This is a genomic window from Nocardioides sp., assembly GCF_036503465.1.
Classification (GTDB): Bacteria; Actinomycetota; Actinomycetes; order Propionibacteriales; family Nocardioidaceae; genus Nocardioides.
Window position 1 is genome coordinate 24,461 of the sequence record NZ_DASXWU010000066.1, and the last position, 14,407, is coordinate 38,867.

Genomic DNA, 14,407 nt, shown 5'->3' on the forward strand with positions numbered 1-14,407 from the left:
GGCATCAAGACCCCACCTGCCCCACCAACGTCTCTTCGCCACGCGCCCGGACCGCCTCCCCGACCGGCAGAGCCTCGATCGATCGCACGATCACGTCGGCCTGCTCCGGGCTGACAGTGCCGGCAGCCAGCGCCTCCCGGGTCGCGGCCAGGGGTCCGGTCAGGGCATGGGCGCGGGCCACGACCCGACGGCCCTCGCCCTGGCGCAGCCCACCGAGATGGGTCACCCACGCCTGGGTCGAGACGTGATGCCGCCTCTGCTTGGCCAGGTCACGCGCATCGGCCTCCGCCACCGCCCCGGCTTCGACCGCCGCGGTCGCCGCCCGCAGCTGGGCGGTCAGCTCGGTCACCGCGATCAGGTCGTCGTCGGACTGGCTGGTCCACCAGGTCCCATCCAGGTCGCATCCAGCTCCCGGACCGCAGCCACGATCTCGGCCAGCACCGCAGCCGGACCGGTCGCACCGGGCTGGCGGGGGGAGAGTTCCGAGATCGACATACCGATAAGCCAAGCAGGCACCACCGACACTCACCCCCGCTTGTCCACAGGGTTATCGACCGCTTTCGAGAAAAAGTTCGAGAAACTTTCGCAGGCCGATCTTTCGAGAGCCTTTCGGTAGTAGCCCAAACGTGCCGGACCGGAGCCCCGTGCAAACCGGAAGCCGGCAACGGCGGCCGGGAGAAACCGGCCCCTCTCTGAAGCCAAAAGACCCAACCCACCACCCACCGCAAGATCTCGACGACAAGCCCAGGACCTCAGCGGTGGTTTCGAGACACGCGCCAGGACGCCTTCCTCAACCACCGCTAGCGGCCAGGGCGCCTTCCTCAGCCACCAGTGGCGGCACAGCCGCCGACGCACCCGACGAGCAGGGCGGGGCTTTAGTCGGTGAGCTCCTGGTGCGCCGCGAGGTATCGCTCGACGCGGCGGTCGGGGACCAACCACATCAGCGCGACGACGACGAACGGGATCAACCCGAGCCACGGCTCGACGAAGGCGAGCAGGATGCCCAGGAGATAGATGAACGGCGACAGCTTGCCCTTGAGGTCGTTGCCGACGACGTCGCGCAGCCGCGGCCCGGTGACCGGGATCCGCATCATCCGCAGCTGCAGCACGTAGTAGGCAACGGCTGCGGCCAGCAGGTTCACGCCGTACACGATGGTCGGGGTCAGCGCGACCTTCGTCTCGTCCAGCCACGCGGTGGTGAACGGGTACAACGACAACCAGAACAGCAGATGCAGGTTCGCCCACAGCACCGACCCGTCGATGTAGTCCGCGATCTGGAACATGTGGTGGTGGTTGTTCCAGTAGATGCCGATGTAGACGAAGCTCAGCACGTAGGTGAGAAGCCCGACCCCGGAGTCGTGCCAGAGGTCGGAGAAGTGGTCCTGCTCCGGGACGTGGAGCTCGAGGACCATCACCGTGATGATGATCGCGAGCACGCCGTCGCTGAACGCCTCGAGGCGACTCGTGGACATGCGCCGACCCTAGTTATCGGCGCCTCATGCCGTCACGAGCTGTAGTCGCGGAATCCGCGCTTCGTCTTCCGCCCCAGGTAGCCGGCGGTCACCAGGTGCTCGAGCAGCGGCGCCGGAGCGAAGCCCGGCTCGCGGAACTCCAGGTACAGCTCCCGCTGGATCGCCAGCGAGACGTCGTTGCCGACGACGTCGAGCAGCTCGAACGGGCCCATCGGTAGGGCGCAGCCCAGCTTCATCGCCGTGTCGATGTCGTCGGCGGTCGCGTAGTGGGCCTCGAGCATCTTCACCGCATCGTTGAGGTAGGGGAAGAGCAGCGAGTTGACGATGAACCCCGCACGGTCGCCGCACGACACTGGGACCTTGTCGAGTGTGGCGCAGAGCGCGAGGACGGTCTCATGGACGTCGTCGGCGGTGGTCACCGTCGAGACGACCTCGACCAGCTTCATCACCGGCGCCGGGTTGAAGAAGTGCATCCCGATCACGTCCTGCGGCCGCTTGGTCGCGGTCGCGCACGAGATGATCGGCAGGCTGCTGGTCGTGGTGGCCAGGATCGCGCCGGCCTTGCAGATCTCGTCGAGGTTCTCGAAGAGCGTGGTCTTGACCGCGAGGTCCTCCACCACCGCCTCGACGACGAGGTCGGCGGTCGCGAGGTCGTCCAGCCGGGTCGTCCCGGTCAGGTGACCGAGGGTCTCGGCCTTCGCCGACTCCTCGAGCTTTCCGCGCTGGATCGCCTTGTCCAGCGAGCGTTCGATCGAGGTCCGTACGCCGTCGACCTTCGCGTCGGAGCGGCCGACGTACGTCACGTCGTAGCCCGCCCTGGCGAAGACCTCGACGATGCCGGTGGCCATGGTGCCGGTGCCGACGACCCCGACGGAGCGGACGGGGCGCTTCAGCTCGGGACTGTGCTCCCGGTCCGGTGTGCGCGCGTCGGCGACGACGACGTGGCTGTCGGGCTCCTCGTAGGTGTAGAAGCCGCGGCCGGTCTTGCGGCCGAGGAATCCAGCCGTGACCAGCTGCTTGAGGATCGGGGCCGGCGCGTGCAGGCGGTCGCGTCCCTGCTTGTACATCGTGTCGAGGATCTCGTACGCCGTGTCGAGGCCGATCAGGTCGAGCAGCGCCAACGGCCCCATCGGGTAGCCGCAGCCGAACCGCATCGCCGCGTCGATGTCTTCGCGCGTGGCGAAGTGGGCCTCGTACATCGAGGCCGCGTGGTTGAGGTAGCCGAACAGCAGGGTGTTGGCGATGAACCCGGCCCTGTCGCCGCAGATCACGGGGCTCTTGCCGAGTCTCGCCACCAGTCCCTTGACGTCCTCGAGCACCTCCTCCTCGGTGACGACGGTGCGCACGATCTCGACCAGGTTCTGCACCGGCGCGGGGTTGAAGAAGTGGACCCCGATCACCCGGCCGGGGTGGAGGTTCGCGGTCGAGATCTCGGTGACGCTGAGGCTCGAGGTGTTCGTGGCCAGGATCGTGTCCGGCTTCACGATGCCCTCGAGCTCGCGGAAGATCGACTTCTTGATCTCGATCGACTCGACGACCGCCTCGACCACGAAGTCGGCGTCCGCGAGGTCCTTCAGGGTGGTGGTGAAGGTGACCCGGCCGATCAGCTCCGCCTGGTCCTCCTCGCTGAGCTTCCCGCGCTGCACGGCACGGCCGGTGGAGTGCTCGAGGTGCTGGCGGCCGCGCTGCACGGCCTCGTCGTTCACCTCGACGCCGACCACCGAGAAGCCGTTACGGGCGAACACCTCGGCGATCCCGGCGCCCATCGTGCCGAGGCCGACGACCCCGATCGTGGCGAACGCGCGGCCGGCTGGGTCCGTCGTCGGTGCGGTCTCGGGCGTGGCGGCATCGGGGCTGCTCGTCATGGCCCGCATCCTTCCACGCTGCTTGGAAGTGCCACCGCGAGGTGGCTCACAAGGTCGTGACCGGATCGTGACCTGACGTCCACGGCAGGTTGTCCTTACGATCACTTCTCTGAGCCCGGCACATCCGGCAGCCGGGCACGACTCTCGGAAGGGTTTCCCATGCGGGTCTCCTCAGCCTTGGCTCTGCTCGCGACGGCGGCGTTGTCGCTCAGCGCGTGCGGTGGGTCGGGCTCTTCATCAGACAGCGGCCAGAACATCGACACCGGACAGCTCGGTAACACCGGCGGCGGGACCGACGCCTCGGCCAAAGGCCCGGTCACCATCGACGGTGCCCAGAAGGGCGGCACCGTCACGGTGCTGACCAACACCGGTCTCACCACGACGATCGACCCGGCCGAGATCTACTACCTCGACACGATGTCGATCGGCGGTCAGCTGATGTTCCGGTCGCTGACGCAGTACAAGTACGACCCCGACAGCAAGCAGATGGTCCTGGTGCCCGACCTGGCCACCGACCTCGGTAAGCACAACGACGACTACACCAAGTGGACGTTCACGATCCGCGACGGCATCAAGTTCGAGGACGGCACCTCGGTGACTGCCAAGGACGTCGCCTGGGGCATGCAGCGATGCATGGACGTCGCGACGTTCCCCACCGGTCCGTGCCAGTACTACTCCAACGTCTACTTCCACGACGGGGCGAAGTACAAAGGCCCCTACACCGCGCCCACGCAGAAGTTCGACTCCATCAAGGTCAAGGGCAACACCCTCACGATCTCCATGGACAAGCCGTTCCCCGACATGCCGTACTGGGGCGCCTTCCCCGCCAACGGCCCGGTGCCGGCCGGCAAGGCGTCGGACCCGAAGACCTACAAGAACCACCCTCTGTCGACCGGGCCGTACATGATCAAGTCGTTCAGCCCGTCCAAGGAGCTGGTCCTCGAGAAGAACCCCTACTGGGATGCGAGCACCGACGCGGCGCGCACGCAGTACCCCGACGGCTACGACTTCAAGACCCAGCAGCCGTCCGAGAAGATCGACCAGATCCTGCTGTCCGACAGCGGCAGCGGCAAGACGACGATCACCTACGACAACCTGCTCGCGCCGGACTACCAGAAGATGAAGCAGGACTCACCCGACCGGCTCATCCTGGGCGGCCAGCCGTGCACGTTCTACTGGGGTCCGGACAACCGGAAGATCACCGACAAGCGCATCCGTGAGGCGCTCTCGTGGGCCTACCCGTACAAGAACGCGATCCTCGCCGGTGGCGACATCCCGGGGATCACCGCGGTCCCCGCGACCAACCTGATGCCGCCCGGCATCCCCGGCCGCACGGCGTACAACGCCACCGGGCGGAAGCCGTTCGAGACCGACGCGTCCAAGGCCAAGGAGCTGTTGCAGCAGGCCAACGCCGTCGGCTACCCGATCAAGTTCCTGTTCCGCAGTGACGACCCGATCAGCGTCAAGGTCAAGGACGCGATCGTGAGGGCGCTGAACCAGGCCGGCTTCAAGGCCGTCCCGGTGCCGACCACGATCGCCAACTACACCACCGACCGCGCCAACGTGAAGTCGGACATCAACGTCCGTTCGGCCAGCTGGTGCTCCGACTGGCCGTCCGGCAGCACCTGGCTGCCGACCGTGTACGCCAACACCGATGCGACCCACACCGGCTCGCTCGGGGCGAACTACTCGGTGTTCTCCAACAAGGCCGTGGGCAAGGAGATCAACCAGATCCAGCTGATGCCCCTCGACCAGCAGCCGAAGGCGTGGAACGACCTCGACAAGGAGATCATGACCAAGTACTTCCCGCTGTTCCCGACCTACTACGGCGGGGTGGTCATGGCGCGCGGCTCGCAGCTCCAGGGCGTGAACGACGACAGCGCGCTGGGGATGCCGACCTGGAACACCATGTGGATCGGCCAGTGATAGGCGGCTGACCCAGACCCTCGGTCCGGGTCCCGGTGGTCGACGAGCTCGACCGCCGGGGCCCGGATCGATGACGTGCGCTAGGTGTTTCGGACGACGGCGCCCCTTGGTCGGGGGGTCCGCAGGCCCCGCATCTTGTCGGTCGCCGCCCATACCTTTGCCGGGAGGCGAACGCTGTTACTTCTCCGCGAGACCGACCACCTCGTCGGCGCACCCCCAGGAAAGGGTGACCCCGGCGCCGCCGTGTCCGTAGCAGTGGATGACGTCTCCCGCTCGCTCGAGCCGCACCTCGGGCCGGGCCGGCCGCAGCCCGACCTTGTGCCGGAGGATCCTCGCCCCGGCGATCTCGGGCACCAGCGAGGTGGCCCGGCCGACGATGTCCGCGGCCACCTCCTGGGACGGCGTGCGGCTCCAGTCCCCCTCCTCGTCGGTGCCGCCGAGGACGATGTCGAGGGTGCGCGGGATGACGTACGTCGGGACCTCCCCGCCCGGTCCCTCCTCCGCGAGCCACCAGGTGTCCAGACCGACCTGCTCGACCACCACGACCTGGCCGCGGACCGGTCGGGTGGAGGTGTCCCCGGCCAGGGCTCGGGAGCCGAGACCGGAGCAGTTCACGACGACCGGTGCGTCGGGCAGCCGGGCCAGGGCCATCCGGGTGATCGTGCCGCCCAGGTCGACAATGCGTCGGGCCAGCCACGGCAGGTAGCGGGGCATGTCGATGACCGGGGTGACGAAGGACCACGCGTCGGCGTACGGCTCTCGGGGTCCGACCCGTTCCAAGGTGGGAACGGCCTGGATCCACCACGGGTCGGGCTTGGGCTCGCGGAGCAGCTCGGTCCCGCGGCGCATCTGCACCCCGTCGGCACCCTGCTCCGCGAGGCGGGCGAACTCGTCGTACGCCGTCGCGCCCCACGCCGTGACCTTCTCCTGCGGGAAGGCGAGGTAGGGGTACCAGATCGCCGCCGCGATGCTGGAGGTGGTCTCGAGCGGAAGGTCGCGGGCCAGTACGTCGACCCGGTGGCCGGCCTCGAGCAGCCGCACGGCGCAGCTGAGGCCGATGACCCCCGCGCCGACGACCACCACACGCTCCGCCATGCCGTCGAGTGTGCCGCACCGGGTAGGGTCCTCGCCCGTGAGGTTGGTGGTCGCGCGGTGTCAGGTCGACTACGCCGGGCGGCTCACCGCACACCTCCCGATGGCGACCCGGGTGCTGATGATCAAGGCTGACGGGTCGGTGCTCGTCCACTCCGACGGCGGCTCGTACAAGCCGTTGAACTGGATGTCCCCGCCCTGCACCCTGCGCGAGGGCGTGGCCGAGGACGGCGCGAGACTGTGGACGGTGACCGCGCGGTCGTCGACGACGAACGGGATCGCCGACACGCTCCAGATCCTCATCGAGGAGGTCATCAGCGACACCTCGCACGAGCTCGGCGTCGATCCCGGCCTGCAGAAGGACGGCGTCGAGAAGCATCTCCAGGAGCTCCTCGCCGATCACCCGTCGCACCTCGGCGAGGGCCTGACGCTGGTACGCCGCGAGTACCCGACCGCGATCGGCCCGGTCGACCTGATGTGCCGCGACGCGGCCGGCTCCGCCGTCGCCGTCGAGATCAAGCGGCGTGGAGAGATCGACGGCGTCGAGCAGCTCACCCGCTACCTCGAGCTGCTCAACCGCGACCCGCTGCTCGCGCCGGTGCGCGGCATCTTCGCGGCCCAGGAGATCAAGCCCCAGGCACGTGTGCTGGCATCCGACCGCGGGATCGCGTGTGCGGTCGTCGACTACGACGCTCTCCGCGGCCTCGACAACGCGGACGACCGGCTCTTCTGAGCAGCCGCCGACGGGTCGTGTGCCTGAGGACGGTCTATGGCCCGTCCTGGGACACACGACCCGTCACCCCGGTGCGCCGCAACAGCTCCGCCAGCAGGTGGGCGTAGCCGACGGCGTCGTCGATCGCGCGATGGGTGTGGGGAACGTTGCCCAGCCACTCCGGCGGGAAGGTCGTGGGCGTCACCGCCGGCACCGACAGGCCCAGCACCGCGGCGGCGTACGAGCTCAGGCACAGCGAGTCGTGGAACAGGGGGTCCTCGTCGTAGAAGCCGTCGAGCAGCTGGTGGTCGGTGAAAAGACGCAGGTAGTGGTCGATCCAGGAGCCGTCGAACGCGACCGGGCGGGCGGCGAAGACGCGCGGACCGGGTAGACCGCGGACGAACGTGACGAAGTCGGCCATCACCTCGCCCGGGTCGCGCGGGTCGGTGGTGGCGGCCGACAGCGCCTCCGGCTCGGAGGTCTCGAACCACGACCGGGTGCCCGGATCCCACCCCGCCCCCGGCAGCTCCGCGAGCACCGCCTCGAACCGACCGCGCTCCTCGCCGGACCCGGTCACCGCGACGCTGGCGAAGGAGAGCATCGAGTGCCGCCCCGGCCGGAAGCCCGTGGCCTCGATGTCGGTCACGACGTAGGTGGCGGTCATGGGCCGTCACCCTTCCAGACCCCGTGACGGCTACGACGTAGCGGGCCCTGAACGCTCGGGCGAGGGCGAGGGAGCGGACGAACCGTGACCGTTGGTGTGGAGCACCGGCTCGGACCGCGGCTCGGACCCGCCGGCCGGAAGCTCCGACTCGGATGCGGCAGCCGTCAGGGACACATCGCCGCGCGCAGCCGCTTCGAAGAACCGCAGCATCTCGACCGGGAAGGGCAGCACCAGGGTGGAGTTCTTCTCGGCGGCCACCTCGACCATGGTCTGCAGCAGCCGTAGCTGCAGCGCAGCGGGCGTGGCACTCATCTGGCGAGCCGCCGCCGCCAGCTTCTCGGAGGCCTGGAGCTCGCCGTCGGCGGTGATGATCCGCGACCGGCGCTCGCGCTCGGCCTCGGCCTGGCGCGACATCGAGCGCTTCATCGACTCCGGCAGCGCGACGTCCTTGATCTCGACCCGGTCGATCTCGATGCCCCAGCCCGCGGCGGGGCTGTCCATCATGATCTCGAGCCCCTCGTTGAGCTTCTCCCGGTTGGACAGCAGGTCGTCCATCTCGCTCTTGCCGATGATCGAGCGCAGGGAGGTCTGGGCGACCTGGAGGATCGCGAACCGGTAGTCCTGCACGATGACCGCGGCCCGCCACGGGTCGGTCACCCGGAAGTAGACGACGGCATCGACCTTCACGGTCACGTTGTCGCGGGTGATCCCCTCCTGCGCGGGCACCGGCAGCGTCACGACCTGGACGTTGACCTTCGTCATCCGGTCGACCATCGGCACCAGCATGGTCAGGCCGGGTGGCCGCACGTTCTCCTGGGCACGCCCGAGCCGGAACACCACGCCCCGCTCGATCTGCCGCACCACCCGCGCACTCGAGAACCACAGGGCCGCCGCGACCACCACGACGACGAGGACGAAAAGAGTCACCAGTTCCATGACCACTCCTGGCTCTCCAGAGTACGCCGCGTTGCGAGGGCCGCCAGGGTGGATCAGGCGGCCAGCGCCTCCGCCTCCTCCGAACTCTGCTCCTCGGCCGGAGCCGGAAGCCGACCCGGCAGCAGGAACGCCGCGGCAACGGCACCCGCCATGCACAGCAGGCCGACCACGATGCACGCCGTCGCCATGGCCGACATGAACGAGTCGTGGAACGCCGACAGCAGCCGTGGGTCGCGGCTCGCGGCGACCGCGGCGACGCCGACCGAGTCCTGTGCCCGAGCCACCAGCGACGACGGGAGTGAGGAGAAGGCACCCGCTGCGAGGTGCGAGCCGAAGACCGACGAGAAGACCGAGCCAACCACGGCCACCCCCAGGGTCCCGCCCAGCTCCCGCGTGGCGTCGTTCACCGCGGACCCCACGCCGGCCCGTGCGGGCGGCAGCACCAGCAGGATCGACTCCGTCGCGGGTGTTGAGATCAGCCCCATCCCGAGCCCCATCAACACCATCTGCGGCACGATCTCGGTGGCGTACGGCGTCGCCACGCCCGTGGTGGAGATCCACAGGAACGACGCCCCGAACAGGACCATGCCGGTCGTCACCACGATCTTGGTGCCGATCCGCGGCGCCGTCGCCGCGCCGATGACCGACGCCAGGGCGATCGAGAGCGCGACCGGGAGGATCCGCGCGCCCGTCGACAGCGCGCCGTACCCGCGGACGAACTGGAAGTACTGGGTGACCAGGAAGATGAACCCGAACAGGGCGAAGAACGTGACGGTCACCGCTCCGCTCGCCACACTGAAGCGACGGTCTCGGAACAGCGAGACGTCCAGCATCGGGTGCGCGGTCCGCCGCTCGCGCAGCACGAACGCGGCCAGCAGCACTGATGCGGCGGCGAACCCGCCCAGCGTCTCGATCGACGACCATCCGTGCGAGGGCGCCTCGATGATCGTGTAGGTCAGGGTCGCCAGCATCGCCACGGAGAGACCCAGGCCGGGCAGGTCCAGCGGCGGGACCGCCGGGTCGCGCGACTCCGGCACCCAGGAGTACGCCGCAGCGGCGGTCACCAGCGCCAGCGGGACCAGCGCCCAGAAGACGCTTCCCCATTAGAAATGCTCGAGCAGCACACCGCCGGTGATTGGTCCCGCCGCGACGCCCATCCCGACGACCGCGCCCCAGACCCCCAACGCGGCCGCGCGCTCACGACGTTCGCGGAAGGTGTTGCTGATGACCGACAGTGTGGTCGGGAAGATCAGCGACGCGAACGTGCCCATCACGAAGCGGGTCACGATCAGCGCACCCGCCGAGGTGACCAGTGCCCCGGCCGCGCTCGCCGCGGCGAAGCCGAGCAGACCGATGATCAGGGCCGGGCGCCGGCCGAACCGGTCCGACATGCTGCCCGCCGCCAGCACGAGGCCGGCGAAGGCGAGGTTGTAGCCGTCGACGACCCATTGCAGCTGCCGGGTGCCCGCGGAGAGCTCGCGCGAGATCGACGGCAGGGCCACGTTCACGATCGTGGTGTCGAGGTTGATGGCGAGGACGGCCGCGCAGACCGTGGCCAGGACGAGGGCCTTGCGCGGTGCCTTCCGTGCGGCCGACTCCGCGGCCGGCTCTGCGGCTTGCTGTGCGCCTTGCGGTTGGCTCATGACTGCTCCTGGAGAACGTGGGAGGTGCGATGTGGACGCTGCCAACATCACGTTACTCCGGCATGTAACCACTGTCAACATCGCCTATCCTCGACCCGTGACCCCGCGCACCCAGCCGTACCACCACGGCAACCTGCGGCCGGTCCTGGTCGACACCGCGGTCGAGCTCGCCCGCAGCACCGGCCCGGACGGCGTGGTGCTGCGCGAGGTGGCGCGGCGGGCCGGTGTGTCGCACAACGCGGCGTACCGGCACTTCGACGACCGCGCCGCGCTGCTCACCGAGGTCTCCGACCGGGCCATGGCCCAGCTGGAGCGGGCGATGCAGGAGCGCATCGACGCGGTCGCGATCGACGACCCCGCCGCCCGCGCCGCGGAGCGGCTCCGCGAGACCGGCCGGGCGTACGTCGACTTCGCGGTCCGCGAGCCCGGCCTGTTCGCGGTCGCCTTCTCCTCACCGGCCGGGCCCGAGCCGGACCTGGCGACGCGAGCCGGCCCCTACGGCGTCCTCAACACCGTCCTCGACGAGCTCGTCGAGGTCGGTTCTCTCGCGCCCGAGCGCCGCCAGGGTGCCGACGTGAGCTGCTGGGCGACGGTGCACGGGTACGCCGAGCTGACCGTGAACGGCCCGCTCGCCGAGGTGCCGTCCGTGGTGCGCGACCAGCTGCTCGAGTCTGTCCTCGAGGTGGTCCACCGAGGCCTGATGGGGTGACCGGGGCGGGCTCAGCCGGCGCCGGTCACCCGCCAGCCGTCGGCGTCGCGCTCGAAGAGGTACGACGCGGCGTTGGGCACGTCGTCCTCGTGCGTCGGCGCGTACGGCGAACCGGGCGCGAGCAGCCCGAACAGCGCCAGGATGACCCCGCCGTGCGTCACGACCAGCACCGTCTCGCCCCGGAAGTCGTCGGCGATCCCTTCCAGGACCGGCATCACCCGGTCGACGACCTCCTGGCCGGTCTCACCGCCCGGAACGCCCGGCTCCAGGTCGCCCTTGAGCCAGGAGCCGAGCACCTGGTGGAAGAACACCGGGTCGTAGGGCTTGCCGAGGTAGTCACCGACCGCGAACTCCTGGAGCCGCTCCCGGACGCGCACCGGAAGCCCCAGTACCCCGGCCGCGATCTCGGCGGTCTGCACGGAGCGCGAGAGCTCGCTGCAGAACACGCCGGCGACGCGCTGGGACCGCAGCCGCTCCCCCAGCTGGCGGGCCTGTGCACGACCGAGCGTCGACAGGCTGCCTCCCGCGATCCCCATCTCCTCCGCTTCGTACTCGGTCTCGCCGTGCCGGCTCACGAGGATCCGCGCAGGGCAGTGCACGTCGCTCACACCTCCAAACTACCCACCGACCTCGGGAGCTCCGTCCCGGGCGCTCGGGAAGCCACCGGACCGGTCCGGGGAGCCGTGCCCTGCCATCGGGACATCGTCCACCAGCACGGTGGACCCGTCCGCGACACCACATCCCAGGAGGCTCCTCGTGATCGCGATCATCACCGTCCTGTCGGCGTTCCCACTCGGCTACCTGGTGCGCTCGCGCCTGGCCGCCAACACGACGTACGCCGTCGCCTATCTGTGGGCGTTCACCTTCCAGACGCTCTACCTGATCCTCGACGTGATCAACGACAGCACCGACCCGGCGTTCGACAAGCAGAAGTTCCCGTGGGCCTACGGCCTGGTCACCGTGTCGATCTTCGCCGCCGGCTTCGGACTGGTCGCGCTGGGTCACTACGTCCGGGACCGCCGTACGGGGCGCGGCCGACACCCGGTGGGTGTGGCCGCCTGACGCTCCGGCGGGCAGGATGCGCGGCATGCGCATCTTCCACATCGCCACGCTGGCCGACTGGAAGCAGGCGCAACAGACCGGGACCTACACGGCATCGACGTACGGGAGGACCCTCGAGGAGGAGGGCTTCATCCACGCGGCGCGGCACGACCAGGTGCCGCTCGTCCGTGACCGCTTCTACGCCGACGTGACCGAGCCGCTGCTGGTCCTGGAGATCGAGACCGACCTGCTCGAGGCGGAGATACGTGACGAGCAGGTCGGTGAGGAGGTCTACCCCCACGTCTACGGCCCGATCCCGACTTCGGCCGTGGTCGCCTGGCGTCCCGCCCGCCTGCCGCCGATCGACCTCGAGCTCCGCGCTCACACCAGCCCCTCTCCACCCACGGTCGTGGCATTCCGCGGTCTGGCGATCGTCCTCGCCGCCGCGGCACTGGCGGCTTTCGGGTGTGCGGTCGTCGCGCAGGCCAGCACCGACGACGGGCGGCTTCCCCTCGGCGTCTCCTTCGTCCTCTGGTCCTTGATGGCCGTCCTGGCCGTGGCCGCGCTGATCGCCTTGGGGTACGCCGAGTGGGCGGGTCGGACCCGGCCGAAGTCCTGATCAGGCGGACTGCTCGGCCGGCTCCCACCCGAGCTCGGCGAGCCGGCGACGTCCGAGGGCGGTGGGCAGGAGCCCGCGGTGGTCCTCCGAGCGTCGCTGGAACCACGGCTCCGGTCCGTCGATCAGCGCAGTGGCCAGGGCCGCCGCCAGCGAGCCGGCGAGGTGCTCCCTACGCTCGGTCCAGTCCAGGCAGGGCCGGGCGAACCGGCGCCGCGCCGCGCGGGCCGAGCTGACATCGACACCCCAACCGAGCAGCCCCTCGACGCCGGGTTCCGACAGCCCGTAGCCGCCCGGCTCGGGCACCAGCCAGCCTCGGGCGACCAGGCCGTCGTGGAGCGCGACGCCGCTACGCCCCGCGACGTGGTCGTAGCAGGTCCGCGCCTCGGCCAACGACCTGGCGCGGCTGGACTGGCGCAGCGTGGTCACCGGCTTCGCGGGCGCGATGTGCGAGAGGGACTCGAGGGCCGCACCGACCTCGGGAGAGGCGAGCCGGTGGTAGCGGTGCCGGCCCTGCGCCACCACCTCGACCAGCCCGCCCTCGCGCAGCTTGGCCAGGTGCTCGCTGGCTGTCGCCGCACTCACGCCCGCGGCACGAGCCAGCTCGGTCGCGGTCAGCGCCCGGCCGGTGAGCAGCGCGTCGAGCATCGCGGCCCGGCTCTGATGGCCGAGAAGCGCTCCGACCGCGGCCAGGTCGACGTCGTACATGTCCTCGAGGGTAGGCGCGGCACGTTTCGGTCCGTCCCGAAGTCTCGGGTCCCTAGCCTCGCCGGCATGGACGACAACCCGGGGACCGCGGTCGAGGAGGCCGTACGCCGGTCGCTCGCGCTGGTCGACACCTGGCTCCGCTGGGACGACAGGCCGAAAGTCAGCGAGGACGGCGACCGCGTCTACACCCCGCACAAGGCAGTACGCCGGATCGCCGACCACCTGATCGACCACCTCGCCGAGGTGGAGGCGGTGCTCGCCGGCGTCGGGACCCAGCCGGACGCCTGGCACGGCAGCCTGGTCACCCTCGAGTCGGACTGGGCGCGGTTCACCGAGGTGGACCGCGACGAGGCCCACCAACGCCTGCCACGCCTGGCGCGGACCTTCTCCCTCCGGCTGGCCGCAGCCGGGCCGGACGAGTGGGACCGCCCGCGCGGGGACGGCTGGACCCTGCGCGAGATCGCCGACCACCTCACCGGCGTGCTCTGGTACGCCGAACAGGTCGGCGACCTCTCCTGATCTGCCGCGTTACCCCTGCGGATGAGGGGTCTCCGACTGTCATTCTCGTCGGGGTCGATATCGGATCCAGGGGTTTTCCACACCGGGCTTCGGTGATGGACGGAATTCGGGTTTGTGGTCGTCGGGGTTGAGCCTGACTTGCCATGGTGAGTCGTGGATGACCCGGTGATGGTGGCCGCACACCAAGACCAGGTTTTCGAGTTTGGTTTCGCCGCCGAGGATCCAGTGCCGGATGTGGTGGGCGTGACACATCAACGGCGGCCGGTCACAGCCGGGGAACGCACAGTGCCGGTCGGGAAGACCAGGGCGGCCCAGATCGCGACGGTGACCAGCCGCCGGGCCCGGCCCACATCCAGAGGTTCGCCGCGGCTGCCGAGGACGGCGGGGATGATCTCGGCGTCACAGGCCAACCGGCGGATGGTCGAGCCCGACAGCTCGGTGCCGTCCCCGCTCACCCCGGACACCCCGACCCCGATTCCGACTGTGCCCGGCCACCGCGGTGTC

The 14,407-nt window shown here is 69.8% G+C and carries 15 protein-coding genes and 2 pseudogenes; 6 read left to right on the forward strand and 11 right to left on the reverse strand.

The window, feature by feature from the left end; all coding sequences use genetic code 11:
• Positions 1-4 precede the first annotated feature (4 nt).
• The 3 genes from VGK78_RS12945 to VGK78_RS12955 form a co-directional block, all read right to left on the reverse strand.
• Entirely contained in the window at positions 5-349 is a 345-nt protein-coding gene (locus tag VGK78_RS12945; RefSeq protein WP_331528064.1) for a hypothetical protein, read from the reverse strand.
• A gap of 526 nt (positions 350-875) precedes the next feature.
• Positions 876-1,472 (reverse strand): TMEM175 family protein, encoded by a 597-nt coding sequence (locus tag VGK78_RS12950; RefSeq protein WP_331528065.1) that lies wholly within the window; start codon positions 1,470-1,472, stop codon positions 876-878.
• A gap of 32 nt (positions 1,473-1,504) precedes the next feature.
• On the reverse strand, positions 1,505-3,337 hold the full coding sequence (locus VGK78_RS12955; RefSeq protein WP_331528066.1) for a 3-hydroxyacyl-CoA dehydrogenase family protein: 1,833 nt from the start codon (positions 3,335-3,337) through the stop codon (positions 1,505-1,507).
• A gap of 159 nt (positions 3,338-3,496) precedes the next feature.
• On the opposite strand from VGK78_RS12955, the gene VGK78_RS12960 reads away from it, so the two are divergent.
• The gene (locus VGK78_RS12960) at positions 3,497-5,263 is read left to right on the forward strand and encodes an ABC transporter substrate-binding protein (RefSeq protein WP_331528067.1); all 1,767 of its coding nucleotides are present in this window, start codon (positions 3,497-3,499) and stop codon (positions 5,261-5,263) included.
• 177 nt (positions 5,264-5,440) lie between these two features.
• Here the strand turns inward: VGK78_RS12960 and VGK78_RS12965 are convergent, their stop codons facing one another.
• On the reverse strand, positions 5,441-6,358 hold the full coding sequence (locus VGK78_RS12965; protein ID WP_331528068.1) for an FAD-dependent oxidoreductase: 918 nt from the start codon (positions 6,356-6,358) through the stop codon (positions 5,441-5,443).
• 37 nt (positions 6,359-6,395) lie between these two features.
• Here VGK78_RS12965 and nucS point away from each other — a divergent pair, with 37 nt between their 5' ends.
• Entirely contained in the window at positions 6,396-7,088 is a 693-nt protein-coding gene (gene nucS / locus VGK78_RS12970; RefSeq protein WP_331528069.1) for an endonuclease NucS, read from the forward strand.
• Positions 7,089-7,122: 34 nt separating this feature from the next.
• Here the strand turns inward: nucS and VGK78_RS12975 are convergent, their stop codons facing one another.
• The 3 genes and pseudogenes from VGK78_RS12975 to VGK78_RS12985 all read right to left on the reverse strand — a co-directional run bounded on the left by VGK78_RS12975 (position 7,123) and on the right by VGK78_RS12985 (position 10,391).
• Positions 7,123-7,731, reverse strand: a complete 609-nt coding sequence (locus VGK78_RS12975; RefSeq protein ID WP_331528070.1) for a hypothetical protein — start codon at positions 7,729-7,731, stop codon at positions 7,123-7,125.
• Between the two features lie 30 nt (positions 7,732-7,761).
• Positions 7,762-8,667, reverse strand: a complete 906-nt coding sequence (locus tag VGK78_RS12980) for a slipin family protein (protein WP_331528071.1) — start codon at positions 8,665-8,667, stop codon at positions 7,762-7,764.
• Positions 8,668-8,720: 53 nt separating this feature from the next.
• Positions 8,721-10,391 (reverse strand): annotated as a pseudogene (locus VGK78_RS12985) (MFS transporter).
• A gap of 16 nt (positions 10,392-10,407) precedes the next feature.
• On the opposite strand from VGK78_RS12985, the gene VGK78_RS12990 reads away from it, so the two are divergent.
• On the forward strand, positions 10,408-11,019 hold the full coding sequence (locus tag VGK78_RS12990) for a TetR/AcrR family transcriptional regulator (RefSeq protein WP_331528072.1): 612 nt from the start codon (positions 10,408-10,410) through the stop codon (positions 11,017-11,019).
• Positions 11,020-11,030: 11 nt separating this feature from the next.
• On the opposite strand, the gene VGK78_RS12995 is transcribed toward VGK78_RS12990, so the two are convergent.
• A complete protein-coding gene (locus VGK78_RS12995; protein WP_331528073.1) occupies positions 11,031-11,627 on the reverse strand; it encodes a histidine phosphatase family protein in 597 nt (198 codons plus the stop codon).
• Between the two features lie 148 nt (positions 11,628-11,775).
• On the opposite strand from VGK78_RS12995, the gene VGK78_RS13000 reads away from it, so the two are divergent.
• Both VGK78_RS13000 and VGK78_RS13005 read left to right on the forward strand, forming a co-directional pair.
• A complete protein-coding gene (locus VGK78_RS13000) occupies positions 11,776-12,081 on the forward strand; it encodes a hypothetical protein (RefSeq protein WP_331528074.1) in 306 nt (101 codons plus the stop codon).
• A gap of 25 nt (positions 12,082-12,106) precedes the next feature.
• Complete coding sequence (locus VGK78_RS13005) at positions 12,107-12,679, forward strand: DUF952 domain-containing protein (RefSeq protein ID WP_331528075.1); 573 nt, start codon at positions 12,107-12,109, stop codon at positions 12,677-12,679.
• Here VGK78_RS13005 and VGK78_RS13010 read toward each other — a convergent pair whose 3' ends face one another.
• Entirely contained in the window at positions 12,680-13,384 is a 705-nt protein-coding gene (locus VGK78_RS13010) for an ArsR/SmtB family transcription factor (RefSeq protein ID WP_331528076.1), read from the reverse strand.
• A gap of 66 nt (positions 13,385-13,450) precedes the next feature.
• Between VGK78_RS13010 and VGK78_RS13015 the strand changes: the two genes are divergently transcribed.
• A complete protein-coding gene (locus tag VGK78_RS13015; RefSeq protein WP_331528077.1) occupies positions 13,451-13,903 on the forward strand; it encodes a hypothetical protein in 453 nt (150 codons plus the stop codon).
• Positions 13,904-13,942: 39 nt separating this feature from the next.
• Here VGK78_RS13015 and VGK78_RS13020 read toward each other — a convergent pair whose 3' ends face one another.
• Together VGK78_RS13020 and VGK78_RS13025 are read right to left on the reverse strand one after the other, a co-directional pair.
• Positions 13,943-14,155 carry an HNH endonuclease signature motif containing protein gene (locus VGK78_RS13020; protein WP_331528078.1) on the reverse strand — a complete coding sequence of 71 codons (213 nt, stop codon included), beginning with the start codon at positions 14,153-14,155 and terminating at the stop codon, positions 13,943-13,945.
• Positions 14,155-14,407: pseudogene (locus tag VGK78_RS13025) on the reverse strand (hypothetical protein); the annotation flags it as partial. The pseudogene VGK78_RS13025 and the gene VGK78_RS13020, both read right to left, overlap by 1 nt.

Coding starts and splice junctions, on each gene's coding strand:
- VGK78_RS12960 (WP_331528067.1), top strand. CDS start 3,497: ATGCGGGTCTCCTCAGCCTTGGCTCTGCTCGCGACGGCGGCGTTGTCG.
- VGK78_RS13005 (WP_331528075.1), top strand. CDS start 12,107: ATGCGCATCTTCCACATCGCCACGCTGGCCGACTGGAAGCAGGCGCAA.
- VGK78_RS13020 (WP_331528078.1), bottom strand. CDS start 14,155: ATGTGTCACGCCCACCACATCCGGCACTGGATCCTCGGCGGCGAAACC.
- VGK78_RS12975 (WP_331528070.1), bottom strand. CDS start 7,731: ATGACCGCCACCTACGTCGTGACCGACATCGAGGCCACGGGCTTCCGG.
- VGK78_RS12965 (WP_331528068.1), bottom strand. CDS start 6,358: ATGGCGGAGCGTGTGGTGGTCGTCGGCGCGGGGGTCATCGGCCTCAGC.
- VGK78_RS12955 (WP_331528066.1), bottom strand. CDS start 3,337: ATGACGAGCAGCCCCGATGCCGCCACGCCCGAGACCGCACCGACGACG.
- VGK78_RS13015 (WP_331528077.1), top strand. CDS start 13,451: ATGGACGACAACCCGGGGACCGCGGTCGAGGAGGCCGTACGCCGGTCG.
- VGK78_RS13010 (WP_331528076.1), bottom strand. CDS start 13,384: ATGTACGACGTCGACCTGGCCGCGGTCGGAGCGCTTCTCGGCCATCAG.
- VGK78_RS12950 (WP_331528065.1), bottom strand. CDS start 1,472: ATGTCCACGAGTCGCCTCGAGGCGTTCAGCGACGGCGTGCTCGCGATC.
- VGK78_RS12980 (WP_331528071.1), bottom strand. CDS start 8,667: ATGGAACTGGTGACTCTTTTCGTCCTCGTCGTCGTGGTGGTCGCGGCG.